Origin of the sequence: Sphingomonas oleivorans, from assembly GCF_003050615.1 — a bacterium.
Taxonomy (GTDB): Bacteria; Pseudomonadota; Alphaproteobacteria; order Sphingomonadales; family Sphingomonadaceae; genus Sphingomonas_H; species Sphingomonas_H oleivorans.
Genome location: NZ_NWBU01000004.1, coordinates 789,533 through 813,535, shown reverse-complemented (window position 1 = coordinate 813,535; position 24,003 = coordinate 789,533). Strand labels below are relative to the sequence as shown.

Sequence of the window (24,003 nt, the reverse complement as noted above, 5' to 3'; positions counted from 1 at the left end):
TCGGATCATGTTCGGGCCGGGTCTGTTCGGGGGAACCCTCGACAGGTCCGGCCCGAATGCTTTTCGGGCAAGGGGGCTTCGGTCGTCCGCGTCTCGACCGTGCCGCATAGGGCAGGGGCCAGGCTGTCGCGGCCGTTCGGCCATGGGCGGGTTGCCCATCCTCCCTCAAGGCGACACAAGGACAAGCGGGCGCTGTAACGGCTGCCCATGCCGACTTAAAATTTTCCCAGCCCGGAGTTTTTGATGCGTCCGCCAGTCCTGTCTCTCGTCGCGCTTGCCGCGCTGTCCGTTCCGGCAGCCCTTCCGGCTGCCGCCCCGCTGCTCGTTCCGGCGTTGAAGCTCAACATCATCAACAATGGCGTGACGACGACCGCCTCGGGCCGCATCTTCATCCCCGTCCAGCGCCAGGATCCGGCCAAGGGCATCGAAGTGGGCGAGGTCGTGAAGGGCACGCCGCGTCCCTTCCCCGACGCCGCCTGGAATGACTGGGCGCCGGGCAAGGACGGCAGCAATGCCTTTGTCGGCGTGAATTCGATCCGCATCGGCCCCGATGGCGACCTGTGGGTGGTCGACAAGGGCGCCAATGGCAATGGCGGCGGCGATCCGTCGCTTCAGCCCAAGATCGTGCGGATCGACGTCAAGACGCGGCAGATCAAGCGCATCTACAGGCTGGGTGCGGTCGCCACCGGCAACAGCTTCGTCAACGACCTGCGCTTCAAGGGCAGCACCGCCTATCTGACCGATGCGGGCCAGCCCGGGCTGATCGTGCTCGACCTCGACAGCGGCGCGGCGCGGCGCGTGCTTGACGGCCATCCCACCACTGCGGCGCATCGTTCCTGGCTGTCGAGCGGCAAGCCGCTGGTGACGCCCGAGGGCAAGGAGATCGTCGTCAATGCCGATCAGCTCGAGCTCTCGCCCGACGCCAAATGGCTCTATTATCAGCCGGCGAGCGGCCCGATGTCGCGGATCGAGACGCGCTATCTGGACGATGCCGCGCTGAGCCCCGCGGAGCTCGCAAGCCATGTCGAGCCTTTCGCTGCGACCGAATCCACCGGTGGCACCGCCATGGCCGTGGACGGGACGATCTATGCCAGCGATATCAACCATCAGCGGCTGCTGAAGATCGCGCCCGACGGCAAGATCAGCACGATCCTCCACGATCCCCGGCTGATCCAGATGGACGCGATGTGGATCGACGAGCAGGGCTATCTCTGGATCCCCGCGACGCAGATCAACCGCACTGCCGGGCTCAACCGCGGCGTTGACGCGGTGAAGCCCCCGATCGTCACCTACAAGCTCAAGCTCGGCGTCAAGCCGGTGCATCGCTGAGCCGTGCCCGCTTCCGCCTGACTGCGCTCATCCTGAGCGCGGGTGGTACGACGCGGCTGAAGGAGAGAGGGGCGTTGTCCGTCTCTCTCGGATAAAAAAGAACCTCGGCTCGCGAGAGCCGGGGTTCTTTTTTCATGTCGCGATGGCGACCCGCCCTGAGGCGGGCCGGGGATCAGGCGTGCTGCATGTCGCGCTTGATCTCGTCCGCCGCGCGCAGCGCCAGCGCCGCCATGGTCAGCGTCGAATTGACCGTGCCCGACGCAGCCATCGCCGCACCCGTCGCCAGGAACAGATTCTTGTGGTCATGCGTGCGGCACCAGCCGTCGACCACCGAATCCTTCGGATCGGTGCCCATGATCGTGCCGCCGGTGATGTGATTGTTCGGCGTGAAGAAGTCGGTCATCGTGATCTCGGTGCCGCCCAGCGCCTTGGCGATCGCCATCAGATGCTGGCGCGACTTGACCGCCGATTTGCGGACATAATCGCCGACATCATAATAGATTTCCGGATGCGGGATGCCGAGCTTGTCGCGATGATCCTTGCTGAGCGTCAGCCGGTTCTCGGCATAGGGCAGCACTTCGTGATTGGCATAGATATCCACGCCATGCGCGGTGCGGCGGCGGATTTCCTCGTCCAGCTTGCGGCCGACCAGGCCCATGGACAGGGCCTTCATGCCGGCGCGCGAATTTTGCGCCGTATTGTTCATGCCGATCTGGATCGCGGCATATTCGGAGCGGAAGGGCCCGTCGCGATAGTTGGTGATCGAGCTCATCTGCACCGAACCGCGGCCGACCCAGAGCGGCTCGGCCGCCTGGAAGCTCATGCCGATGCCCGGATGGTCCATCATGTTGCGGCCGACCTGATCCGAGCTGTTGGCGATGCCCTTCGGATTGCGGTCATTGGCGGCGAGCAGCAGCAGCTTGGGCGTCTCGATGCCATTGGCCGCGATGACGAAGGTCTTGCCCGTCACGCGGAAGGACTGCTTGTCCGGATCATAATAGTTGATCGCGACGATATTGTTCTGGCCGTCCGTCTCCATGGCATAGACGACCGCATTGGGGATCACCTTCGCGCCCAGCGCCTCGGCCTTTTGCGTGTGATAGACGGCATGGTACATCGCGCCGATCGGGCAGATGGGCATGCAGTTGTTGTTGCCGCAGCATTGGGGCCGGTTGTCATAGGGACGGCTGTTGCGGCCCTGCGGCACGGGCGTGTTGTCGAAGCCGATCTGCTTCACGATTTCGGTGAAGCGCTGGTCGGAATGGCCATAGGGCATGGAATCCATCGGCCAGGGCTGCTTGCGCGGCGCGGAGGGAACGATTTCCTGCCCGTTCGGGCCGCACACGCCCATCTCGACCTCGGCCTGATAGTAGAAGGGCTCGAGATCGTCATAGGAAATGGCATAGTCGCGGCCGACGCCATAGAGCGACTTCAGCTTGAAATCCGACGGAAGATAACGCCAGGACGAGGCCGCCCAGTGCCAGGTGGTGCCGCCCACGCCCTTGATGATGCCCTGCATATAAGCAGTGCGATCGGGCCCCTTGACGATCAGATAGCCATTGTCCGGGAAGAAATTGGTGTGCGGCGCGTGCGGCACGATCGGATAGGGCGTCGCATAATCATATTCGGACTTGTTGTGCGGCGGCATGTTGCGCCAGTTTTCGAGAATCTGCGCGCGATCATAACGCGGCCCCGCTTCAAGCAGGATCACCGACATCCCGGCCTTCGCCATTTCATATGCCACGAAGGACCCGCAAATGCCCGAGCCCACGATCACCACATCGGCGGAAAGATTTTCTGCCATGAAAAACTCCTTCGGCTGATTGCTCAGCCCTGTTGCCGGCCCGGCTCTCGCCGGGCCGAATCAAGATTTGGCGGGCTTAGCGAGCCTGCTTCCGGCGGCGGATGAAGCGGAACGCCGCCACGATGACACCCAGGCCAACCAGCCCGATCACGCCCAGGACGAAGGGATTGGCGAGCCAGGCGATCAGGGGCGTCGGGCCGCCGGCGCGCACCGTCGCGACATCGGCCGGAGTGACCTTCGCCTGCTTGTTGCCGAACTGCTGGAGCACATGGTTGGCGATCGCCGCGACCTGCTCGTCCGACAGGCGCTGGACCAGCGAGTCCGCGCCGAAGCCGGGCATCAGCGTCTCGCGCCCGCCGACTTCGCGCTTCACGCCGAACAGGATGGCGGCGATCAGGTCGGTCGGGTTGGGCTGTCCCGTCGTCGTGTTGTTGACGAGCGCAGGATAGAATTTGTCCTTCGTGCCCAGGCCATCGGGTTGATGGCAGCTCGCGCAGGCTGCGATATAGAGCTGCGCCCCATCGCTCATGTCGGTGATCTCATGCGTGAGCTTGCGCACACCGCGCAGCTTGAGCACGTCGGTTCCGGCCGTGCCATGCACGAAATTGGCCTCGGTCTGGCCAGCGTCGCGGATGGCGGGCACGGTGCGCAGATAAGCGACCATCGCCTTGATGTCGTCGTCGCTCAGATGCTGGAAGCTGTGCTCGACCGCCTCGGCCATCGGCCCCGCGGCGCGCGACTTGTCGCCCGCCTTGCCTGTCTTCAGATAGGAGAAGAGCTCCTCGTCGGTCCAGCCGCCGATGCCGCTCAGCTTGTCGCTGGTGATGTTGGGCGCATACCAGGAGCCGACCTGGCCACCCGCGAACGCGGCCGACTGGTTGGGCGCCATCAGCGCATTACGCGGCGTATGGCATTCGGCGCAGTGCGCGAGCCCTTCGACGAGATATTTGCCGCGATTCCACTGATCGTCCTTGGCCTTGTCGGCGGTGAAGCGATCCTTGCCGAGGAACAGCGCGTTCCAGCCGATCATCGAGGCGCGGACGTTGAACGGGAAGGGCAGTTTCGTTTCGGGCGACGCCTTCTCGACCGGCTTCACGGCCTTCATGAAATAGGCGTAGAGCGCGTCGATATCGGCATCCGTCAGCATCGAATAGGATGCATAGGGCATGGCCGGATAGAGATGCCCGCCATCGGCGCGGACGCCCTCACGCACCGCCTTGGCAAATTCGTCGCGGCTGTAGTTGCCGATGCCGAACTGCTTCGACGGCGTGATGTTTGTGGAGAAGATCTTGCCCATCGGCGACTGGATGGCATAGCCGCCCGCGAAGGGCTGCCCGCCCGCGGGATCGGTATGGCAGGCGGCGCAGTCTGCCGCCACCGACAGATATTGGCCACGGCTGACCAGATCATCCTTGGTGCTGACGGCCGCCGGATGCTCCGCCGCCGCGAGCGGCAGCGCGATCACGGCCGAGGCGATCGTCAGAAAGGCAAGCTTAAGAGGGTTCTTTTTCGGCGAACCCAGGCGTTCGAATAAGGATTGTACGACCAACTTCCAGCCTCCGATTTCCGGAATTTCGCGGTTCATGCGGCGTCAGAACCGGGGCATGGCGTCGACCGCAGGCGGTTCGGCCACCCAGTAATCAGGGCCGTTATAGGCATAAGTGGGGATGACCACCGCGTCGCGTGCCGGCTGGTACATCAGCGCGGCTTCAAAGGCATAGACGGTGGCGTTCGTCCCTTCGGCGACGACGCCGCTGTACCAGGCCCTGATGACGCTCATCAGCGCGCCATGGAGCGGCGCATTGTCCTTCAGCGCGGCTTCGAGGCTTTCGACATCGCGGAAGCCCTTGGCCTGGACCAGCGCCGTCAGCGCGGTCAGATTGTCGGCGAATTTCTTGTCCTGCTCGACGAGCGCCTGGTAGAGGCGCCCGCCCAGCTCGTCGGCGATCGAGTCATGCCCGGTGGCGAGCCGCGAGAAGGCCATGAAGCGCGCGAGCACATCCTTGGCCACGGGGAGCATCGACGCACCCTCGTCCGCGGCGAAGGCGGACTTCAGCGCGACCGACGATGCGAGCAGGCCAACGAGGGAAATGCCGGAATTCAGCAGCAGGCGACGTCGCGACAGACCGGGGGGGGCTCCTCCCTCGTCATGGACGTCGCTCGGACTCGTCGCTCCCTGCATTTCCTGTTCCCTCAGCAATTTTCACCCAAACAGCCTGCGCGACAGAGGAACCGCCCTGTCGGATATCGGTCACCGCCATCAGAAAATGTCGGAAAACGATTTCAGGTGGGGCCCTCTGCCATAGTCTCGGAAACGTGAAAAGGTGAACATCACGTGTCCGCAGCATCAGATAGGCCCGAAATCGCCTTGAAATGCCATTTTGGGGTACCATCTTTCGCTGCCGGCCCGGTTCGATCCCATGATGATCCCAAGATTCGAGCGACTCGCACGGCAAGGCGCGCGGCCCGATGGGCGATGTCCGTCGGCTCTTCCGCCAATGTGATTTGCCAATGTGATTTGAAAGCCATCGCCAATCGGGCGATATGCTGCGCGGCGACATTGGGCGGGATGGGCGACGTGCCTCAGACGGTGATCGAAGGACTCAAGCGCGGCCTGGCGCGGCGCTGTCCGGCCTGCGGCCGCGCGCCGCTCTTCGCCGGCTATCTGAAGATATGGCCGGTCTGTGCTGTCTGCGGCGAGGAGAATGGACGTCACCGCGTCGACGATGCCGCCTCCTATTTCACCGTCCTGCTGGCCGGCCATGTCGTGGTGGCGCCGGCGCTGGCGATCGAAACCTTTTGGACGATGCCGCTGTGGCTGGCGACGTTCCTGCTGCTGGCGATGGTGGTGGCCGCGACATTGCTGGCGCTGCCCTTCGTCAAGGGCGGCGTGCTGGGCGTGCTTTCCGCGCTATCGGCCCGGCGCGGGGAGAAAGAGGATGGGGGAGGCACGCCATGATCGTCCGCGCACGGCCGAGCTTCGGCGACATAGTGTTCGCGCTGCGGGGATCGATCGTGCCGCGCATCGCGCGCCGCGTGGCGGCGATGGTTTTGCTGGCGATAGCGGCCGTGCTGCTGGCGGGGCGCTATCCGGACCTGTTCGCGCGATTCTCCGTCCTGCCCTTCACGCTGATCGGCATCGCGCTCTCCGTCTTCATGAGCTTCCGCAACAATGCCTGCTATGATCGCTGGTGGGAGGGGCGCCGCCAATGGGGCCAGCTCGTGGTGGACATCCGCTCCTTCATCCGCGCGACGGCGCATCTCGACCTTCATGTCCGCGAGCCGTTGCTGATCGGATTGTGCGGCTTCACCCATGCGCTGGCTGCGCGGCTGCGCGACGAGGATGAGCAGGCGGCGGCTTGTCGCTGGATCGACGATCCGGTGCGCGATGAGGCGCCCAACCTGCCGGATGCGGTGCTGCGCGAGGTCGGCCTCGCCTGTTCGCGGCTCGCCCGGAGCGGGGAGATCAGCGAGTGGCGCTATACGGTGCTGGAGGCGCGGCTGGCGGGCCTGACGGGCGTGCAGGCGGCGTGCGAGCGGATCCATGCGACGCCGCTCCCCTTCGCCTATACGCTGCTGCTCCACCGCACCGCCTATCTGTTCTGCGGGCTGCTGCCCTTCGCGCTGGCGGGGTCGCTGGGCTGGGCGACGCCCTTTCTGGTGGCGATCGTCTGCTACACCTTCTTCGGCCTCGACGCGCTGGGCGACGAGCTGGAAGACCCGTTCGGGCGCGAGGCGAACGACCTGCCGCTCGATGCCATGGTGCGCATGATCGAGCGCGAACTGCTGGCGGCGCTCGGCCGCTCGCCGCTGCCGGAAGCGCTCGCGCCGGTCGATCATCTGCTGCTCTGAGGCTGGCGCTTCCCGCGGCCTCATCATTATCCGCCGGAGCGCGGAACCGCCCCTGACTTCGGGCGGTTGAGGGGGCGCCTGCAAATAGGAGGCAGCCATGAGCGCCACCGGCCTGGACCTGTTCGACCGGACGTTGCAGATCACCAATATCTGGCTCGGCGAGATCATGCAGGAGATCGGACCCGACCGGCATGTCGCCTGGAAGGTGCTGAGCATCGTGCTGCACAAGCTGCGCGATCGCCTGCCCGTCAATCTCGCCGCCCATCTCGGCTCGCAACTGCCGCTGCTCGTCCGGGGCGTCTATTATGACCAATATCACCCCGCCAGCCAGCCGAGCGCTTGCGACACGCCCGAGCAATTCCTTGCCGAAGTGGCGGAATGGCTGTCCGATATCCGGCCCGTCGATCCAAAAGTTGCAGTCCATGCGGTCTTCGGCGTGCTGTCCCGCCATGTATCCGACGGGCAGATCGTCAAGGTGCGCGAGGCATTGCCCGCGAGCCTGAGGTCGCTCTGGGAAAGTGCCGGCGGGGTGGCGCGGCAGCCGGCGGGGAACGAGGTCACGGGCGCAAAGGAATAGGGCAGTCCCTATTTGGCAGTGCTCATCCCCACCTCATTGCGCTCAGGCTGAGCGCAATGTTTCAGTTGGGGCGCGTTGATTGGCGCCAGGCGGAAGCCGGCCGGACCATGGCGGCACCCCCGATCCGGCCTCTCATGAGAGGAGCGCCGGCCATGGCCGGTCCGAAAGCTCAGTGCCGCGACTGATTATGCTGTCCGCCCGGATGGACCACTTCGCTCAATGCGGCGCCCGCGATCTCCGGATCTTCGTGCAGTGCGGCATCGGCGAGCGTGATCACGCCGACCAGGCGCTTGTCATGATTGATCACGGGCATGCGCCGGACCTGTATGTCGCCCATATTCTTGACGACCTTCTCCACATCGTCATCGTCGAAACAATATTTGAGATCGGTGGTCATCACGTCGCGGACGCGGCATTCGGGATCGAGCCCGCGCGCGACCGCGCGGATCACCATGTCCCGATCGGTGATCGTTCCGACCAGCCTGTCATTCTCCCCGACAGGAAGGAAGCCGATATCGTCCGAGGCCATCATCTCGGCGATCGCGCGGATCGGCTGCTGGGGGTCCGCAATGCGGACATTGCGTGTCATGATTTCGGCGACTTTCATCGAACTATACTCCGTCTCGGCTCATCGGGAGCAGGGGGGCATCGGGGATGATGCGCAGGGGCCGCCGGCCGGTTCGGTCGGCGCCCGAGGCTTGTACGCTGCGCATTGGCCGAACCAATTTGCGAGCCGGCGGTTCCGTGGGCGTCGACTATGGCAGCATGGAGCCGGCCGGCCTGGGCTCCGGCCCCTCGGCGGCCCAGGCGGTGCGTAGCTGGTCGATCACCTCCTCGTCCCGAAGCTGGCGGAAATCGCGATAGAATTGGCCGACCGCCATGAAATCGCGCGGCTCGAGCACGGCGACCACCTCAATGCCCTCCGCGCGGAACTGCCGGGCGGTCTGTGCCGAGATGACGGGCACGGCGAGAATGATGCGCGATGCGCCGCTGCGTTCCAGCCCGAGCAATGCTGCACGGACGGTCGCGCCCGTCGCCACGCCGTCGTCGATGACGATCACGGTCCGCCCGGCCACGTCGAGCGGCGGGCGATCGCCCCGATAGAGCGTCCGCCGCCGCTCTATCTCGGCCAGCTCGCGATCGCGGGCGCGCATGATATAGCCCTTGTCGACGGGAATATGGGCGAGCACTTCCTCGTTCAGCACGACTTGCGGATTGGCGCCGTCGACGACCGCGCCGATTGCATATTCGGCATGGAAGGGGGCGCCGATCTTGCGCACGAACATGATGTCCAGCGGCGCATCGAGCGCTGTGGCGACGACCGCCGCCACAGGGATGCCGCCGCGCGGCAGCGCCAGCACCACCGGCCGATCGAGCGCGATCCCGCCGAGTCTTTCGGCGAGCAGGCGGCCCGCCTCCGCTCGATCGGTGAACATCATTGCAGATGCTCCGCAAACCAGTCGCGCGCGAGATATATCACCTGATCGAGCGTGCCGGGTTCCTCGAACAAATGGCCCGCACCGGGGACGATCTCCAGCCGCTTCTCGCAGCCCAGCTTGGCATAGGCCTCCTCATTGAGCTCGATCACGCCATGATCCAGGCTGCCGACGATCAGCAAGGTCGCGGCCCTGACCTTGGGCAGCGATCCGCCCGCCAGATCCGGCCGGCCGCCGCGCGAGACGACGGCGGAGACGTCGTCCTGCCCGCGCGCCGCTGCGACGAGCGCGGCGCCGGCGCCGGTGCTGGCACCGAAATAGCCGATCCGCGCGGCGGCGGTATCATCGCGCGTGCGAATATAATAGGTCGCGGCGAGCAGCCGGTCCGCGAGCAGGGCGATGTCGAATACATTGGCGCGGATCATCGATTCGGGCTCGGTCAGCAGATCGAACAGCAAGGTGCCGAGCCCGGCGGTTTGAAGCCCGCGCGCGACATGGCGGTTGCGTGGGGAAAAGCGGCCGCTGCCCGATCCATGCGCGAACAGCACGATGCCCGATCCCCTAGTAGGAAGAGTGAGCGTGCCGGCCAGATCGAACGGTGGAATTTCGACATCTATCGCCTCTCGCACCATGGCTTGCTGAAGCTCCTCGAAGCTGCGGAAAGCGCGATCGTCCAAAGGGTTAGGGACGACGGATTCGCTGGATTCCGGATGCTGCTAGCAACTCCGCAGGGATCGAGACGTTCCGGAGCGGGGCACGAAACATGCCCTTCCCGAATGCAGCAAAAATGCAGCAAGGATGAAGGAGAGGCGAATATGACGCTCACCATCAGCAGCCCGGCCTTCGCCGACGGCGAACGCATTCCCGATCAATATGTCCGTGACAGCGACAATCGCTCGCCACCGCTCGAATGGCAGGGCGAGCCCGAGGGCACGATGAGCTATGCGCTGATCGTCGAGGATCCGGACGCGCCCCGGGGCACGTTCCGCCACTGGGCGATCTGCGATATACCGGCCAACCGGCATGAATTGGGAGAAGGCGAGGGGCAGCGGGGCCGCGGCTTGCACCAGCTCGCCAATGATTTCGGCAATGCCGGCTATGACGGCCCCCAGCCGCCGCGCGGCGATGGCCCGCATCATTATCGGTTCAGGCTTGCGGCGCTCGATACCGATCATCTCGACATACCGGCCTCGGCCCGGGCGGACGCGGTGTGGAACGCCGCGCGGCCGCATATATTGGCCGAGGCCGAGCTGACCGGCATCTATGAACGATAGGCGACAGCCGGAGGGTCAAAGGCCGAGCAGGGCGCGGGTCATGCGGCGCAATTCCTGGCGGGCCGCCATGTCATAGGCCTGCGGATCGGCGCGATCGGGATCGAGGCCGTTAAAATAGGCGCCGCTGGTCCGCGTATGCGCCTCGCCCTCCGCAAGGTTCAGCAGGGCGCGGACGCCTTTATCGACGCTGTTCATCGGAATGCCCCAGCCCTGCCGGACCATCGTCGTGTTCATGAAGGTCGCCGGGTGAAGCGCGTTGACCGTCACCTTGTGCGACCGGAGCCTCTCGGCGAGATCGAAGGTCCACATGATCATGGCGAGCTTCGCCTGGCGATAGGCGCGCGAGCCGCTATAGTCGCTGGTCAGCATGAGATCGGAAAAGTCGATCGCATGCAGGCCGGCCGAGGCGACGTTGACGATGCGCGAGGGCGCCCCGGCGATCAGCACGGGGAGCAGTCGTTCGGTCAGCAGGACGGGCGCTAGATAATTGACCGCCAGCCGCAATTCATGCCCGTCCGCGCTTTCCTGCCGGCGCTGGAAGGGCGGGCCGAAGCCGATCCCGGCATTGTTGATGAGCAGATCCAGCCGGGGATGCGCGCCGAGCACCCGATCGGCGAAGCTTTCCACCTGGTCCAGCGCGGCGAAATCCGCCGGGTAGAAGAAGGCGCGCGCGCCGGCATCCTCCACGGTGCGCAATATCTGCTCGCCGCGCAGCCTGTCCCGGCCGTGCAGCAGCAGCGTCACCCCTGGCCGGGCGAGGTGCAGCGCCGTGGCATGGCCCAGGCCATCCGTGGGGCCCGTGATCAGAACGGTCTTTTCGTTCATGTCCATGGTCCATTCCCGATAATGTCGGTGGGCGCTGAGCCGGGCATCAATATGCCGTGCGGAGCGCCTTGGTGATGCCGAGCTGGCTCAGGAGCAGATGGTCGCGCAGCCGCGCCGGCAGGCGGCCGAGCAGCGCGAGCGTCGCCGTGCCCTTGCCCGCGAGCACGCGGAGCTTCGGCCGGGCATCGACGAGCGCGGCCTCGATCGCGCGCGCGACCACGTCGGGATCGTCGACGGGCGATCCCGCCATCGCCGTGCGCGCCGCTGCCATGGCGGGTTCGTAGAGGGCGACGATTTCGCGCGGCTGTCGTGCCAGCGATTGTGCCTGTGCGTCCGATGCCTTGCGGAAGATATCCGTCTTGAGCGCGCCCGGCTCGATCAGCGTTACGGCGATGCCGAGCGGCGCGCATTCCATCCGCAGCGTTTCGGTGAGCGAGGCCAGCGCCGCCTTCGATGCGGCGACCGCGCCGAAGAAGGGCAGCGTCGTACGCGCCGTGACCGCGCCGACATTGATCTCGAACTGGCGCCGCAGCTCTTCGGGCGGGATGAGTTCGAGCGGGCCTTCGACGATGATGCCCGCGAGATTGACCAGCCCTGCCAGCCGATCCTCGCCCCGGAGCCGCAATATCGCTTCCACGCCGGCCTGGATCGATGCATCGTCGCCAAGATCCATCGTCACATCGGCGCCGCTCCGCGCGCAGCCGACGACGCGAAATCCGGCATGTTCCAGCCGCGGCCGCAGCTTTTCGCCGACGCCGCCCGTGACGACAACGACGCCGCCTTTTCCAAATCCAGCCATGATGGCCTCCTGATTCCAAATATATCAAAAAATTAGTGGTGATGCTGGCCGGCGCCGATCCAGGCGAGCCCGCCCGCGAGCAGCAGCGCGCCCAGAAGCGCGAGCAGGAGCCGGCGCCATCGGCCCGAACGGCATCGCCGTGGCGGCTGTCCGGAGCCGGGGCGCATTGCGACCGCTAGAAGCGGTAGGAGAGCGCCAGGCCCGCCTGTCCTTGATGGCGCGATCCCGCGTCGCGGACGACCGGGCTGTCCGCCGCATCGCCCACGAGCAGCGTGTAGGAGAGGCGGCCGAGCAGGCCCCAATGATCGTCGAAGCGATAGCCGAGCGTGCCGCCCACGCCGACATCGCGCAGCGAGGCGCCCGGCCGATATGCCGCCAGGCCCGAGGCTGCGGAATCGGCGGGCGTCACGCCGAAATAGGTGCGCGTATATTTCTTGTCGCCATAAGTGGTTTGCGCATCGACGCTGAGGCTGAACCGATCCGCGCGGAGCGCGGCATAGGAGGCGCTCGCCACGAGGAGGAATCCGTCATGCGTGTCGGACGCGTCGAACAGGTCTGTCAGATCGAGCTGGACCTCGCCCTGGCCGCGCGCATCGCCGCCGAAACGATAGCCGACGAAGCCGCCCAGCTCGACCGCGCTATCGATCTTCGCCATCCGGCTGACGCTGCCGCCGACATCATCGTCGCGCGACAGGCGCATATTGACCACTGGACCGGCGACCAGCCCGCCCGAGCCCAGCGCGAGCCGCGCACGCAGGCCGCGCATCTGGAAGGCGATGCCTTCCCGGCGGACGTCGGCGATGGCGAAGGGGATGAGGCGATAGCTGTCCGCGCCCTCATATTCCGGCGTCGCGCCCGGCCCCAGCGCCACCAGCCCCGACCAGCCATCATCCTCTTCGGGCACGGCCAGGGCATTTTGCGCTAGAGCGGGGGTGGTGCCGAGGCCGGCGAGGAGAAGCAAAGGCAATATTCTGGGCTGCATGATCCTATTCCATCATGAACGCGTCTCCCGGACGCCGGATCAGGCCTAGGCAAAGCAGGGCGGCATGGCGCCCGCACATGCGCGGTTGCGCCGAACGCTTCGTGAATTTACACTGTAAATGATTGCCTGCAGGGGTTCGTCATGCGTGATTTCGCCAATGCGTCGGCGCCTTCCTGGCTGCAGCGGCTGTCGGCCGAGGGCGGGCTGGCCATCGGGCTGGGCGCGCTGTTCGCCTGGCTCGGCCCGTTCCGGACCTATGAGCAGCAATTTCTCTCGCGGATCGGCTTCTGGACACTGCTGGTGGCGATATGGTTCGTGCTGACGGCGCTGGCCGGGGCTGGGGTCGGCCGGCTGGCGCGCCTGCGCGATCTGCCGGAATGGGCGCGCATCGCGCCGAGGGCGGGCTTCGCCGCTTTGCCGATGATGCTCGTCACCCTGCCCGCGACCGAGGCGCTGCAAGGCTGGCGGCCCGGCGCCGATCAGCTTTTCGCGCTTTATGCCAAGATCTTCGTGATCGGATGCGGCCTCACCTGCATATCGACCGCGCTGCTCGATCGGGAAGGCCGGTTGCTGGCGCGGCAGAGCCGACCCGCCATGCCGTCGGCCGCGCCCGTGCCGGAGGTCGCCCCCGCCCCGCCGCCTATGCCCGTGGAACGGGATGTGCTGCAGGCGAAGCTGCCGCCGCATCTGCGCGGTCCCATCTACTGCCTGGAGATGGAGGATCATTATGTGCGCGTCCATTCGGACAAGGGATCCTCGCTGCTGCTGATGCGGCTCGGGGATGCGGTGGCGTCGCTGGGCGATACGCCGGGCCTGCGCGTGCATCGATCCTGGTGGGTGGCGCGCGCGGGCGTGAGAAGGGTCAGCCGGAAGGGGCGGGCGGTTCGCGTCGAGCTGGAAAATGGCCTGCTCGTACCCGTATCGCAGCCCTATGTGCGCGCGGTGCGGGATCTGTTCGGGGAGGCATGATGCAGCCGCAGCAACCCGAACTGCATGAGCGCTGGCTGGCGGCGGACGGGCATGACGCGGCGCGCGCGGTGCTGCGCGATGCGGCGCATGCATTGCTGCGCGAAGGCGGGCCGCAGGGCTTCTCGATGCGCGAGCTCGCGACCTGCCTGGGCATCAGCGCGATGACACCCTATCGCTATTATCCGAGCAAGGAGGCGCTGTTCGTCGATCTGCGCGCCGGCATCTTCGGGCGCTTCACCACGATGCTGCGCGAGGCGGCGGCTGGCGGCGAGGGCCCGCGCGAGCGATTCCGCCTCGCAGCACGTGCCTATTTCGCCTTCGCGCGCGAGCATGAGCAGGATTACCGCCTGATTTTCGACCTTATGCCGCGCGCAAGCCCCCCGCCGGGCCGCGCGGAGCCGCATGCCACGCCGAGCTGGGATCAGTTGATCGCCTTGGTCGCGGCGCTTTCGGAGCAGCCCGATCCGGCGGCCGTCCAGCTTGGCGCGCATTTCGCCTGGGCGACGCTCCACGGGCTCGCCATGCTGCATCTTTCGAACAAGCTCACGCTCGGCATCGGGCTGGAGCAGCTGATCGAGCCGAGTATCGAGATGCTGATCCTGGCGATCGAGCAGCGGCTGGAGCGTGCCGCCTGCCCTTGATTGCCGCGTTTGTTTTGAGTGCGGTCGAGTGAATGGGTTTCGAGTCAGCGGCGTCAGTCGAGGCCGGCAAGCGCGCGCGTGACATGCGCGTCGATCAGCGCCGCCTTGTCCACCCAGGGGAAATGGGGCCGCGCGATCAATAGCGAAACCAGCCCGTGCAATGTCGCCCATACGCTCTGTGCGATGAGATCGGCGGTGCCGTCCGCCCCGCTTATGCCGCCGCGCAGCAATTTATAGGCTTCGAGCCCCGCGGCGAGGCCGGGCCCCTGTTCCGCCTGGGCGCGATGATCGACGAGCTTCTCGATCATGAAGGCGACGCGATAGGCATCGGGATTGTCGAGCCCGAAGGAGACATAGGCGAGTGCGGCGCGGCGCAGCCGTTCGGCCCGGCCGCCTTCGCCCGCCAGCGCGCGCGACAGATCTTCGGCGAGATGGCGGAAGGCGCGGACGCAAAGCTCCTGCGCGATTTCCTGGCTGGTGCGGAAATGGGCGTAGAGCGAAGGCTGGGAGATGCCGACCGCGCTGGCGATCTGGCGCGTCGAGACCTGCTGCACGCCATGTTCGCTGAACAGCCTGAGCGCCTGGGCGAGAATCTCCTCGCGCCGTTCGCCATGGCTGCTGCGGGCCGCGTTCCGACTTTTTCCTGCCATGCCGATTTCTTTCTCCCTTGACAGCGAGCAGGTCAACCTATCACTGATAGGCTATCAGCGATAGGATGGTTCCGATGATCAGGATCAAGCTTCTGGCGCCGGTCTGCGTCATGGCGGGTGCCGGCGCGCTGGCATCCTGCGGCCAGGCGCCATCCGCCGCCGCGCCGGCGGAGCCGCTGCCCGTGGAGATAGTGCGGGTGGGTGCTGCGGGGGCGTCGGACGCGGTGGTGCGGGGCGTCGGCAGTATCGCCTGGCAGCGCGAATCGGATCTTTCCTTCCGCGTTCCGGGCATCATGACCGCCCTGTCGGTGGATATCGGCGATAAAGTGAGGGTGGGGCAGCCGGTCGCCATGTTGGACGCCACCGACGCGGCGGCGCGGCTGCGGCAGGCCAATGCCGATGTCGAGCGCGCCGAGCGCGTCGTCACGCGGCAGGCGGCGCTGGCGGAGACGGGCGCCGTCGCGCGCGCACAATATCAGGATGCGCAGACGATTCTGGCGCAGGCACGCGCGGCGCGCGATGCGGCCTCGTTCGACAGCCGCTCGACTCGGCTCGTCTCGCCCGTCTCGGGCGTCGTGCTGGCACGTTCCGCCCAAGCGGGCGAAGTGGTGTCGCCGGGACAGGCGATCATCCGTGTTGCGGACGAAGCCAGCCCGCTGCTGATCCGCGTGCCGCTGCCCGATCGGGAGGCGGCGCGCATCCGGCCGGGGGCCGAGGCACGGGTGACGATCGATGCGCTGCCGGGTGCTCCGCTTGCCGGCCGCGTTCGCCGCATCGGCAGGCAGGCGGACGCGCGCACCGGCACGGTGATGGTCGAAATTGCCCTGGCGCGGCGCGCGGGCCTTGAAAGCGGCATGATCGGGACGGCGGAAATCGCTATCTCCTCTACCGGCGCGGAGGCGTTGGTGCCGATCCCGGCCGAGGCGCTGATCGAGGCGCGGGACGGGCACGGCACCGTCTTTCTGCTCGATCCGAAGACGTCGCAGGCGCGCAAGCGGACCGTGCGTTTCGCGGGCTTTTCGGGCGAGGATGCGCTTGTCGCCGGCCTGCCGGCGGGCGCCGCGCTGATCACCTCCGGCGCGGGCTACGCGCTCGACGGGCAGAGCGTGCGCGTCGCGGCGTCGGGCGCCGGCCAGCAGGCCGCGATCCGGTGAGTATCCCTCCGATGCGCTTCAACCCCGCCGCCTTCTTCATCCGCCGATGGCAGTTCACGCTCGTGCTCTGCGCGCTGCTCGCGCTGCTCGGGCTCAACTCCTTCTTCGCCATACCGCGCGCGGAAGACCCGCAATTCCCGGTGCCGATCATGACGGTGCGCACCGTGCTGCCGGGCGCCACGCCGAGCGAGATCGAGCAGCTCGTGACCAAGCCGATCGAGGATGCTCTCGACGGGCTCGACGATGTGGTCGAGCTGCGCTCGACCAGCTCCGACGGAGCCTCCTCCGTGCGCGTCGAATTCGCCTGGAGCAGCGATCCCGACCGCAAATATGACGAGGTGGTGCGCGAGGTGAACGCGCTCAGGCCGCGGCTGCCGGCGGGCATCAGGCGCATGGATGTGCTGCGCGGTCGCACCAGCGAGGTTTCCATCTTCGAGGTGGCATTGGTGAGCGAGCATCTGCCGATGCGGCGGCTGGAGAAGCTGGCGGATCGGCTGCGCGAGGATATCAAGCGCGTGCCCGGCATACGCGACGCCAGCTATTGGGGCGCGCCGCAATCCGAGATGCGCGTCGCGGTCGATCTCGGCCGGCTCGCCCAGCTCGGCCTGCCGGCGAGCGCGGTGGCCGATGCGCTCGCCCGCGCGGGCGAGGAAACGCCGATCGGCTCCGTCCATGCGGGCGATCGCCGCTTCACGCTGCGCCATGGCGGCGCCTTTGCCAGCATCGAGGCGGTGAAGGCGGTGCCGGTGACGAGCCGGCAGGGCGCGGTCGTCCATGTCGGCGACGTGGCCGATGTTGCTTGGGAGACGGTGGAGGCGGAGCATGTCACCCGCTTCGGCGGCAAGCGTGCGCTGCTCCTGACCGCGACGCAGAAGGAATCGGCCGACATCGCGTCGCTGACCGACGCCATCAACGGCACGCTCGACCGGTTCGAGAAGACATTGCCGGGCGGCGTCAAGCTCGAGCGCGCCTTCTTCCAGGCGGATAATGTGCGCCACCGCCTGTCGCGCCTGACGCGCGACTTCACGCTGGCGCTGCTGCTCGTGCTGATCACGCTGCTGCCGCTGGGGCCGCGCGCGGCGGTGGTGGTGATGATCTCCATCCCGCTGTCGCTGCTGATCGGGCTCGCGCTGATCCATTCCATGGGCTTCGGCCTCAACCAGCTTTCGATCGCGGGCTTCGTGCTGTCGCTCGGCCTGCTGGTCGACGATTCGATCGTGGTGACGGAAAATATCGCCCGGCGCCTGCGCGAAGGCGAGGACAGGATCGGTGCTGCGATCGGCGGCACGGGCCAGATCGCGCTTGCCGTGATCGGCTGCACCGGCTGCCTGATGCTCGCCTTCGTGCCGCTCTTGGCCTTGCCCGAGGGATCGGGCGCGTTCATCCGCTCGCTGCCCGCGACCGTGCTCGCGACAGTGGGCGCCTCCTTCCTCGTCGCGATGACGGTAACGCCCTTCTTCGCCAGCCGCCTGCTGCCCCGGCATGAATCCGCCGAGGGCAACCGGCTGCTTCGGGCGATCAACAGCGGCATCCACCGTTTCTACCGGCCCGTCCTGCATCGCAGCCTGGAGCGGCCCTGGCTGGCGCTGGGCGTGGTGCTGGGCATCTGCCTGCTCGCCGTTCCGATGCTCCGCGCGATCGGCACCAGCCTGTTTCCCGCCGCCGAGACGCCGCAATTTCTGGTGCGGATCGAGACGCCCGAGGGGGCGGCGCAGGCGCGCACGGGGCGCGCGCTGGAACATGTCGAACAGCGGCTGGCGCGCGAGCCGGGCATCAAATGGTTCGCCGCCAATCTCGGCCGCGGCAACCCGCAAATCTATTATAATATCGCGCAGCATGATCCCGCGCCGACCTTCGCCGAGGTCGCCGTGTCCCTGCCCGAATGGCGGCCGGGGCAGAGCGAGGCGCTGGTGGACCGGCTGCGGCACGACTTCGCCGCCTATCCCGGCGCGAAGATCAGCGTGCTGACCTTCGCCCAGGGGCCGCAGGTGGAGGCGCCGATCGCCATCCGCATCAGCGGCGAAGATCTTCCCACGCTCCAGTCGCTCGCGCGCCGGGCCGAGATGGCGCTCCAGGCGACACCGGGGGTGCGCGATGTCGGCAATCCGCTGCGCATCGACCGGACCGATCTCGCGCTCGGCATCGACGAGGGCAAGACGGCGGCGCTGGGCGTGCCCGCGGGTGCGGCGCGGCGGATCACGCGGCTGGCTTTGTCGGGCGAGCAGGCCGCCCGTTTCCGCGACGAGGATGGTGATGATTATCCCGTCACCGTGCGCATGCCGATGGCGGCGCGCAACGAGCTTGCCGCGCTCGACACCCTCTATGTGCCCTCCGCCGATGGCACGGCCGTGCCCTTTTCGGCGATCGCGGCGCCCGAGCCGCAGAGTGGGCCGGCGCGTATCGACCGGTTCGAACGCGCGCGCAGCGTGACGCTCACCGCCTATGTCGAGACGGGGCGGCTGACCTCCCAGGTGACGCAGGATGCGCTGACGCGGGTCGAGCGCGCCATCTTGCTGCCCCCCGGCTATCGCATTTCGCTGGGTGGCGAGGCGGAAGCGCAGTCGAGCAGCTTTGCCGGGCTGGGTGCGGCGATCCTGATCGCCATCCTCGGCATATTGGCGGTGCTGGTGCTCGAATTCGGCCGCTTCCGTCGCGTGGCGGTGGTCGCGGGGATCATCCCGCTCGGCCTGTTCGGCGCGGTGACGGCGCTCTGGCTGACGGGCAATTCGCTGTCCTTCACCGCGATGATCGGCCTGGTCGCGCTGATCGGAATCGAGATCAAAAATTCGATCCTGCTGGTCGATTTCACCGAGCAGCTTCGCGATGAGGGGCTGCCCGTGCGCGAGGCGATCGAGCGCGCGGGCGAGGTGCGCTTCCTGCCCGTGCTGCTCACTTCGATCACCGCGATCGGCGGGCTGCTGCCGCTCGCGATCGAACATTCGGGGCTCTATTCGCCGATGGCCATCGCCATCATGGGCGGACTGATCTCCTCCACCCTGCTGTCGCGTGTCGCGACGCCTGTCATGTATCTGCTGCTGGCCGGGCGCCATGAGGAGAAGCCGGCATGATCCGCCGTTCCATATCGTTCGCCCTGCTTCCCGCGCTCGCCGCCTGCGCGGCCGGCACGAACTATCGCCCTCCGGTCGTGCCCGTCGCGGACGCCTGGCGCGGGGCGCCGAACGCGCCGATGCGGGAGGCGGGCGACTGGTGGACCGAATTTGGCGATCCGGTGCTGGATGGGCTGGTCGCCACCGCGCTCGCGCAGAATCTGGATATCGAGCAGGCGATGGCCCGGGTCGATCGCGCGCGCGCGGGGCTGCGCGCGGCCGGGGCGGAATTGCTGCCGGCGGGCCGCATCGAGGCACGGGCGGCACGCGAGCGCCAGTCGACCGAAAGCGGGCTGGGCCAGCTTTCGGGGCTGGCGCCCGGCTTTCCGCGTACCGTCAGCCAATATGATCTGTCGGGCGGTGCGAGCTGGGAGATCGACCTGGCCGGCGGGCTGCGGCGCGGCCGGGAAGCTGCCGCCTATGAGCTGGAGGCGGCCGAGGCGAGCGGTGCCGCGATGCGGATCACCGTCGCGGCGGAGACGGCGGATGCCTATGTCCAGCTCCGCACGCTCCAGACGCGGCTTGCCGCGGCGACCGAGCTCGAGGCGGCCTCGCGGCGGCTCGTGGCGCTGGTGGAGCAGCGCCATGCCGCGGACGAGGCCTCCCGCCTCGAACTGGAACAGGCGCGTGCGTCGGCGGCCGCGACGCGCGCGACATTGCCTCCGCTCCGCGCCGGGATCGAGGCGCAGCTCAACCGGATCGCTGTGCTCACCGGACGCGAGCCGCAGGCCGAGCGGCTGGGGCTCGAACTGCCGGGCGCCATCCCCGACGCGCCGGTCGCGACCGCCGGAACGCCCGGCGAAATGTTGCGCCGGCGCCCCGATCTGGTCGCCGCCGAGCGCCGGTTGGCGGCGTCGCATGCGCGGATCGGCGTCGCGCTTGCCGAATATTATCCGAAGCTGTCGCTGTCCGCCTTGCTGGGTTTTCGCGCCAACGCGGCTTCGGACCTGCTGAGCGGATCGGCCAATTTCGTGCAGGGCGCGGCGGGACTGCGCTGGCGCCTGTTCGATTTCGGGCGGATCGATGCCGAGGTGGCGGCCGCGCGCGGCGTGGAGCGCGAGGCGCTTGCCGCCTATCGCCAGGCGGTGCTGCGCGCGGCCGAGGATCTCGAAACCGCCTTTGCGGCGCGCGCCGGGGCGCTGGCGCAGGCGGGCGATCTCGCGCAGCGGCTCGAATCCGCGGGCCATGCCCGGCGCCTAGCCGAGCAGGCCTGGCGCGCGGGCGAGGTGAGCCTGATCGAGGTGATCGACGCCGATCGCAACCTGCTCGAGGCGCGGTCCGCATTGGCTGCGTCGCAGGGCGAAGCGGCGCGCGCCGCGATCGCCTGTTACCGCGCGCTCGGCGGCCGCTGAGCGCGGCCCGCGTCGGGACTGTTGCCGGCAAGCCTCATCGTCGGTCGCTCCAATCGGAAGCGATATTTCCCGCTTGGCAAGGCGCAGGCGCAGCGATATTCAACGCAAACGTTTCCGTAAACATTTGCACTGATCGGGACCCGCTGTTTCACACCTGATCATGCAAACGTTTCCGTAGGCGAGTCCGTCAAAGAGCGGACGGCAGGCGCACGCAAGATGCGTCGGCATCGATAGATGAGGGGATGAATGATGGCTGTTTCCGAAGGCCGTCGCGCACGCGCGACGGCACGACTGATCTTTGGCGCCAGCGCACATGCGATCGGCTGCGCCTTATTCCTGATCGCGGCACAGAGCGCGGCCCATGCGCAGCAGGCGAGCGCCGACACCCAAGCCGAAACGGTGAACGAGGCGGAAACCGCCGATATCGTCGTCACCGGTTTCCGCGCCGCCCTGGCGAGTTCCATTGCCGAGAAGCGGACGTCCGACCTGATTGTCGAGAGCGTCTCCGCCGAGGATATCGGCAAGCTGCCCGACAATAGCATCGCCGAGGCGATTGCGCGCCTGCCGGGCCTGACCGCGCAGCGTCTCGACGGCCGCGCGCAAGTGATCAGCATTCGCGGTCTTTCGCCCGATTTCTCCACCACGCTGCTGAACGGGCGCGAGCAGGTTACGACCGGCGACAATCGCGGCGTCGAATTCGATCAATATCCGTCCGAGGTGATCGGTCAGGTCGTGGTCTATAAGACGCCCGAGGCCGGTCTGATCGGCCAGGGGCTTTCGGGCACGGTCGACCTTCGGACGATCCGCCCGCTCGCTTATGGCAAGCGCGTGATCGCGGGCAATCTGCGCGGCGAGAAGCTGTCGCTCGGCAAGCTCAACGCCGGATCGAAGAATAAAGGCTTCCGCGCGAGCGGCACCTATGTCGACCAGTTCGCCGACGATAGGATCGGCATTGCGATCGGCGTCGCACATCTGGAATCGCCCACCCAGATCGAGCGTTTCAACGCCTGGGGCTATCCCACCGTCGAAACGGCCAAGCCGCCTTATTGCCTCACCGCCGCCGGTGTCTGCACCGGGCCCAACCTGGCCTATGCCGATGCGGCCGGAAACCACGTGATCGGCGGCGCCAAGCCCTATGTTGTGTCGACCAACCTGAAGCGCACCGGCGTGATCGGCACGGTGCAGTGGGAACCGGTCAATGCCTTCACCATGACGGTCGACGGCTATTATTCCAAGTTCAAGGATACGCAGATTCTGCGCGGCATCGAGTTCCCGCTCTGGTGGGGCGATCCCTATCCGCAGGGGGCGGTCGATAATCCGCGCGTGATCCTTCAGCCCAATGTCACCGCGTCGAACGGCCTGATCACCAATGGCACCTATACGGGCGTGAAGGGCGTTGTCCGCAACGACGCCAATCAGCGCAAGTCGGATCTCTACGCGCTCGGCTGGAACGGCGTCTATGATCAGGATGGCTGGAAGATCATGGGCGACGTCAGCTATTCGGACGTGAAGCGCAAGGATATGATCGTCGAAACCTATGCCGGCACGGGCCGGCGCGGCTTCGGCGCGGCCGACACGGTGAGCTTCCGGCAGACGGGCAAGGGCTTCGCCTTCGACACCGCGCTTGACTATGCGGACCCGAACATCATCAAGCTGACCAGCTCACAGGGCTGGGGCAGCGACGTCATTCCCGGCGGTCAGGACGGCTATTATAACCAGCCGATCGTGAACGACGAGCTGGCCGCCTTCCGCGGCGAGGTCGAGCGCGAGCTTGGCAGCTGGCTGAAGAGCATCCAGATCGGCGCCAATTTCACCAAGCGTACCAAATCGCTCAGCTACAATCAGTATTTCCTCGGCCTGAAGGCGAATGCCGACGATCCGACGCACACGACCAGCGTCACGATCCCGAGCGAATATCTGCTGGCGCCGACCGAGCTCGCTTATCTCGGCATTCCGGGCATGGTGAGCTATGATCCGCTGAAGCTCCTCAATAGCGGCATCTACAATCTCAACCGCAACCCCAATGCGGACGTGCTGAGCGCCAATTGGAAGGTGAAGGAGGATGTCCTCACCGGCTATGCCAAGCTCAATCTCGACGCCGATCTCGGCATCGGCACACTGACCGGCAATGCCGGCGTCCAGATCGTCTATACCGACCAGAGCTCGGACGGCTTCGCGGCCTCGGGTGCGCCCGCCTTCGCGGCCAACCCGATCAGCGACGGCGACAAATATACCAAGGCGCTGCCGAGCCTGAACCTGTCGCTGCGCATGCCCGACGACTTCATCGTCCGCCTGGGCCTCGCCCGCGAAATGGCGCGACCGCGGCTGGACGACATGCGTTCGTCGATCAACTTCGGCTATAATCCGGCCAATGCCGGCAATACGGACATTTCCTTCTCGCCCTGGGGCGGCAGCGGCGGCAATGCGAAGCTGCGTCCCTGGATCGCCGATGCGGCCGATATCTCGGTGGAGAAATATTTTGGCCGGCAGGCCTATGTCTCGCTGGCGGGCTTCTACAAGAATCTGAAGACCTACATCTACAATCAGAACCAGGTCTACGACTTCACCGGCTTCCCCGTTTCGTCCGGTCCGGAGCCCGTGTTGCGCCAGGGCGTCGTCACGACGCCGCAGAATGGCGATGGCGGCAAGATCTATGGTGCGGAAGGCTCGGTCTCGCTGCCGTTCAGCGTCGTGGCCGAGATGCTCGACGGCTTTGGGGCGCTGGGCAGCCTTTCCTACACCAAGAGCAAGATCACGCCCGATCCGAACAACCCGTCGCAGCCGCTGCCGGGCCTGTCCAAATATGTCTGGAACGGCACGCTCTTCTTCGAGAAATGGGGTCTCTCGGCACGCGCCAGCATCCGTCATCGCTCGAAGTTCCTCGGCGAGGTGGCGGGTTTCGGCGCGTCGCGCAAGATGCGCGAGGCGAAGGGCGAGACGATCCTCGATGCGCAGATCGGCTATGAGTTCAAGGACGGACCGCTCGAGGGGCTTTCGATCCTGGCGCAGGGCACCAACCTGACCGACGAGCCCTTCATCACCTATGAGGGCGACGATAGCCGGCGCGTGATCGATTATCAGCGCTTCGGGCGTCGCTACCTTCTGGGCGTCAGCTATCGCTATTGATGCCTTGCCTGGAAGCCCTTCCGTCCGGTCCCTATGGCCGGGCGGGAGGGCTTCATAGGGGGAGTTGCGAACGGGCTTCTGGCACCCTATCCCGATTGCGGGTGCCGATGTGGGGCAAGCGCCCTC

The 24,003-nt window shown here is 66.6% G+C and carries 21 protein-coding genes; 11 read left to right on the top strand and 10 right to left on the bottom strand.

Annotated features, from left to right (window positions below; all coding sequences use genetic code 11):
- Nucleotides 1–243 precede the first annotated feature (243 nt).
- Entirely contained in the window at nt 244–1,329 is a 1,086-nt protein-coding gene (locus tag CLG96_RS04060) for an SMP-30/gluconolactonase/LRE family protein (protein WP_107966524.1), read from the top strand.
- A gap of 172 nt (nt 1,330–1,501) precedes the next feature.
- Here CLG96_RS04060 and CLG96_RS04055 read toward each other — a convergent pair whose 3' ends face one another.
- The 3 genes from CLG96_RS04055 to CLG96_RS04045 all read right to left on the bottom strand — a co-directional run bounded on the left by CLG96_RS04055 (nt 1,502) and on the right by CLG96_RS04045 (nt 5,315).
- Nucleotides 1,502–3,133 carry a GMC family oxidoreductase gene (locus tag CLG96_RS04055; protein ID WP_107966523.1) on the bottom strand — a complete coding sequence of 544 codons (1,632 nt, stop codon included), beginning with the start codon at nt 3,131–3,133 and terminating at the stop codon, nt 1,502–1,504.
- A 76-nt stretch (nt 3,134–3,209) separates the two neighbouring features.
- Nucleotides 3,210–4,598, bottom strand: a complete 1,389-nt coding sequence (locus tag CLG96_RS04050; protein ID WP_207796551.1) for a cytochrome c — start codon at nt 4,596–4,598, stop codon at nt 3,210–3,212.
- A gap of 126 nt (nt 4,599–4,724) precedes the next feature.
- Complete coding sequence (locus CLG96_RS04045) at nt 4,725–5,315, bottom strand: sugar dehydrogenase complex small subunit (RefSeq protein ID WP_107966521.1); 591 nt, start codon at nt 5,313–5,315, stop codon at nt 4,725–4,727.
- 396 nt (nt 5,316–5,711) lie between these two features.
- Here CLG96_RS04045 and CLG96_RS04040 point away from each other — a divergent pair, with 396 nt between their 5' ends.
- The 3 genes from CLG96_RS04040 to CLG96_RS04030 all read left to right on the top strand — a co-directional run bounded on the left by CLG96_RS04040 (nt 5,712) and on the right by CLG96_RS04030 (nt 7,562).
- Nucleotides 5,712–6,092, top strand: a complete 381-nt coding sequence (locus CLG96_RS04040; RefSeq protein WP_165799526.1) for a DUF983 domain-containing protein — start codon at nt 5,712–5,714, stop codon at nt 6,090–6,092.
- Nucleotides 6,089–6,985, top strand: a complete 897-nt coding sequence (locus tag CLG96_RS04035) for a bestrophin family protein (protein ID WP_107966519.1) — start codon at nt 6,089–6,091, stop codon at nt 6,983–6,985. Before CLG96_RS04040 ends, CLG96_RS04035 begins: the two co-directional genes overlap by 4 nt.
- Before the next feature lie 97 nt (nt 6,986–7,082).
- Nucleotides 7,083–7,562: a DUF2267 domain-containing protein gene (locus tag CLG96_RS04030; protein ID WP_107966518.1), complete on the top strand. Its 480-nt coding sequence runs from the start codon at nt 7,083–7,085 to the stop codon at nt 7,560–7,562.
- A 169-nt stretch (nt 7,563–7,731) separates the two neighbouring features.
- Here CLG96_RS04030 and CLG96_RS04025 read toward each other — a convergent pair whose 3' ends face one another.
- The 3 genes from CLG96_RS04025 to CLG96_RS04015 form a co-directional block, all read right to left on the bottom strand.
- Complete coding sequence (locus CLG96_RS04025; RefSeq protein ID WP_107966517.1) at nt 7,732–8,169, bottom strand: CBS domain-containing protein; 438 nt, start codon at nt 8,167–8,169, stop codon at nt 7,732–7,734.
- A gap of 148 nt (nt 8,170–8,317) precedes the next feature.
- Nucleotides 8,318–9,001, bottom strand: a complete 684-nt coding sequence (locus CLG96_RS04020; RefSeq protein WP_107966516.1) for a phosphoribosyltransferase — start codon at nt 8,999–9,001, stop codon at nt 8,318–8,320.
- On the bottom strand, nt 8,998–9,630 hold the full coding sequence (locus CLG96_RS04015) for a dienelactone hydrolase family protein (protein WP_107966834.1): 633 nt from the start codon (nt 9,628–9,630) through the stop codon (nt 8,998–9,000). The genes CLG96_RS04020 and CLG96_RS04015 overlap by 4 nt, the downstream gene beginning before the upstream one ends.
- Before the next feature lie 183 nt (nt 9,631–9,813).
- Between CLG96_RS04015 and CLG96_RS04010 the strand changes: the two genes are divergently transcribed.
- Nucleotides 9,814–10,272 carry a YbhB/YbcL family Raf kinase inhibitor-like protein gene (locus tag CLG96_RS04010; RefSeq protein ID WP_107966833.1) on the top strand — a complete coding sequence of 153 codons (459 nt, stop codon included), beginning with the start codon at nt 9,814–9,816 and terminating at the stop codon, nt 10,270–10,272.
- A gap of 15 nt (nt 10,273–10,287) precedes the next feature.
- Here the strand turns inward: CLG96_RS04010 and CLG96_RS04005 are convergent, their stop codons facing one another.
- The 3 genes from CLG96_RS04005 to CLG96_RS03995 form a co-directional block, all read right to left on the bottom strand.
- Nucleotides 10,288–11,097: an SDR family NAD(P)-dependent oxidoreductase gene (locus CLG96_RS04005; RefSeq protein WP_207796550.1), complete on the bottom strand. Its 810-nt coding sequence runs from the start codon at nt 11,095–11,097 to the stop codon at nt 10,288–10,290.
- A gap of 46 nt (nt 11,098–11,143) precedes the next feature.
- A complete protein-coding gene (locus CLG96_RS04000) occupies nt 11,144–11,896 on the bottom strand; it encodes an SDR family NAD(P)-dependent oxidoreductase (protein ID WP_107966514.1) in 753 nt (250 codons plus the stop codon).
- A gap of 175 nt (nt 11,897–12,071) precedes the next feature.
- A complete protein-coding gene (locus tag CLG96_RS03995) occupies nt 12,072–12,878 on the bottom strand; it encodes a MipA/OmpV family protein (protein ID WP_107966513.1) in 807 nt (268 codons plus the stop codon).
- A 141-nt stretch (nt 12,879–13,019) separates the two neighbouring features.
- Here CLG96_RS03995 and CLG96_RS03990 point away from each other — a divergent pair, with 141 nt between their 5' ends.
- Together CLG96_RS03990 and CLG96_RS03985 are read left to right on the top strand one after the other, a co-directional pair.
- Complete coding sequence (locus tag CLG96_RS03990) at nt 13,020–13,847, top strand: LytTR family DNA-binding domain-containing protein (protein ID WP_107966512.1); 828 nt, start codon at nt 13,020–13,022, stop codon at nt 13,845–13,847.
- A complete protein-coding gene (locus CLG96_RS03985) occupies nt 13,844–14,488 on the top strand; it encodes a TetR/AcrR family transcriptional regulator (RefSeq protein ID WP_107966511.1) in 645 nt (214 codons plus the stop codon). Before CLG96_RS03990 ends, CLG96_RS03985 begins: the two co-directional genes overlap by 4 nt.
- A gap of 53 nt (nt 14,489–14,541) precedes the next feature.
- Here CLG96_RS03985 and CLG96_RS03980 read toward each other — a convergent pair whose 3' ends face one another.
- Nucleotides 14,542–15,138, bottom strand: a complete 597-nt coding sequence (locus CLG96_RS03980; protein WP_107966510.1) for a TetR/AcrR family transcriptional regulator — start codon at nt 15,136–15,138, stop codon at nt 14,542–14,544.
- Nucleotides 15,139–15,212: 74 nt separating this feature from the next.
- Here CLG96_RS03980 and CLG96_RS03975 point away from each other — a divergent pair, with 74 nt between their 5' ends.
- The 4 genes from CLG96_RS03975 to CLG96_RS03960 all read left to right on the top strand — a co-directional run bounded on the left by CLG96_RS03975 (nt 15,213) and on the right by CLG96_RS03960 (nt 23,877).
- Nucleotides 15,213–16,292 (top strand): efflux RND transporter periplasmic adaptor subunit, encoded by a 1,080-nt coding sequence (locus tag CLG96_RS03975; RefSeq protein ID WP_207796549.1) that lies wholly within the window; start codon nt 15,213–15,215, stop codon nt 16,290–16,292.
- On the top strand, nt 16,289–19,360 hold the full coding sequence (locus CLG96_RS03970; protein ID WP_243395600.1) for an efflux RND transporter permease subunit: 3,072 nt from the start codon (nt 16,289–16,291) through the stop codon (nt 19,358–19,360). The genes CLG96_RS03975 and CLG96_RS03970 overlap by 4 nt, the downstream gene beginning before the upstream one ends.
- Entirely contained in the window at nt 19,357–20,751 is a 1,395-nt protein-coding gene (locus CLG96_RS03965) for an efflux transporter outer membrane subunit (RefSeq protein ID WP_107966508.1), read from the top strand. Before CLG96_RS03970 ends, CLG96_RS03965 begins: the two co-directional genes overlap by 4 nt.
- 246 nt (nt 20,752–20,997) lie before the next feature.
- Nucleotides 20,998–23,877: a TonB-dependent receptor gene (locus CLG96_RS03960; RefSeq protein WP_243395599.1), complete on the top strand. Its 2,880-nt coding sequence runs from the start codon at nt 20,998–21,000 to the stop codon at nt 23,875–23,877.
- Nucleotides 23,878–24,003: the final 126 nt, after the last annotated feature.

Excerpts from the sequence above, each read along its gene's own strand:
- CLG96_RS03985 (WP_107966511.1), top strand. The coding sequence starts at position 13,844 with ATGATGCAGCCGCAGCAACCCGAACTGCATGAGCGCTGGCTGGCGGCG.
- CLG96_RS04055 (WP_107966523.1), bottom strand. The coding sequence starts at position 3,133 with ATGGCAGAAAATCTTTCCGCCGATGTGGTGATCGTGGGCTCGGGCATT.
- CLG96_RS04000 (WP_107966514.1), bottom strand. The coding sequence starts at position 11,896 with ATGGCTGGATTTGGAAAAGGCGGCGTCGTTGTCGTCACGGGCGGCGTC.
- CLG96_RS03990 (WP_107966512.1), top strand. The coding sequence starts at position 13,020 with ATGCGTGATTTCGCCAATGCGTCGGCGCCTTCCTGGCTGCAGCGGCTG.
- CLG96_RS04035 (WP_107966519.1), top strand. The coding sequence starts at position 6,089 with ATGATCGTCCGCGCACGGCCGAGCTTCGGCGACATAGTGTTCGCGCTG.
- CLG96_RS03980 (WP_107966510.1), bottom strand. The coding sequence starts at position 15,138 with ATGGCAGGAAAAAGTCGGAACGCGGCCCGCAGCAGCCATGGCGAACGG.
- CLG96_RS04045 (WP_107966521.1), bottom strand. The coding sequence starts at position 5,315 with ATGCAGGGAGCGACGAGTCCGAGCGACGTCCATGACGAGGGAGGAGCC.
- CLG96_RS04010 (WP_107966833.1), top strand. The coding sequence starts at position 9,814 with ATGACGCTCACCATCAGCAGCCCGGCCTTCGCCGACGGCGAACGCATT.
- CLG96_RS04015 (WP_107966834.1), bottom strand. The coding sequence starts at position 9,630 with ATGGTGCGAGAGGCGATAGATGTCGAAATTCCACCGTTCGATCTGGCC.
- CLG96_RS03965 (WP_107966508.1), top strand. The coding sequence starts at position 19,357 with ATGATCCGCCGTTCCATATCGTTCGCCCTGCTTCCCGCGCTCGCCGCC.
- CLG96_RS04020 (WP_107966516.1), bottom strand. The coding sequence starts at position 9,001 with ATGATGTTCACCGATCGAGCGGAGGCGGGCCGCCTGCTCGCCGAAAGA.
- CLG96_RS04005 (WP_207796550.1), bottom strand. The coding sequence starts at position 11,097 with ATGAACGAAAAGACCGTTCTGATCACGGGCCCCACGGATGGCCTGGGC.
- CLG96_RS03995 (WP_107966513.1), bottom strand. The coding sequence starts at position 12,878 with ATGCAGCCCAGAATATTGCCTTTGCTTCTCCTCGCCGGCCTCGGCACC.
- CLG96_RS04030 (WP_107966518.1), top strand. The coding sequence starts at position 7,083 with ATGAGCGCCACCGGCCTGGACCTGTTCGACCGGACGTTGCAGATCACC.
- CLG96_RS04025 (WP_107966517.1), bottom strand. The coding sequence starts at position 8,169 with ATGAAAGTCGCCGAAATCATGACACGCAATGTCCGCATTGCGGACCCC.
- CLG96_RS03975 (WP_207796549.1), top strand. The coding sequence starts at position 15,213 with ATGATCAGGATCAAGCTTCTGGCGCCGGTCTGCGTCATGGCGGGTGCC.
- CLG96_RS03960 (WP_243395599.1), top strand. The coding sequence starts at position 20,998 with ATGATGGCTGTTTCCGAAGGCCGTCGCGCACGCGCGACGGCACGACTG.
- CLG96_RS04060 (WP_107966524.1), top strand. The coding sequence starts at position 244 with ATGCGTCCGCCAGTCCTGTCTCTCGTCGCGCTTGCCGCGCTGTCCGTT.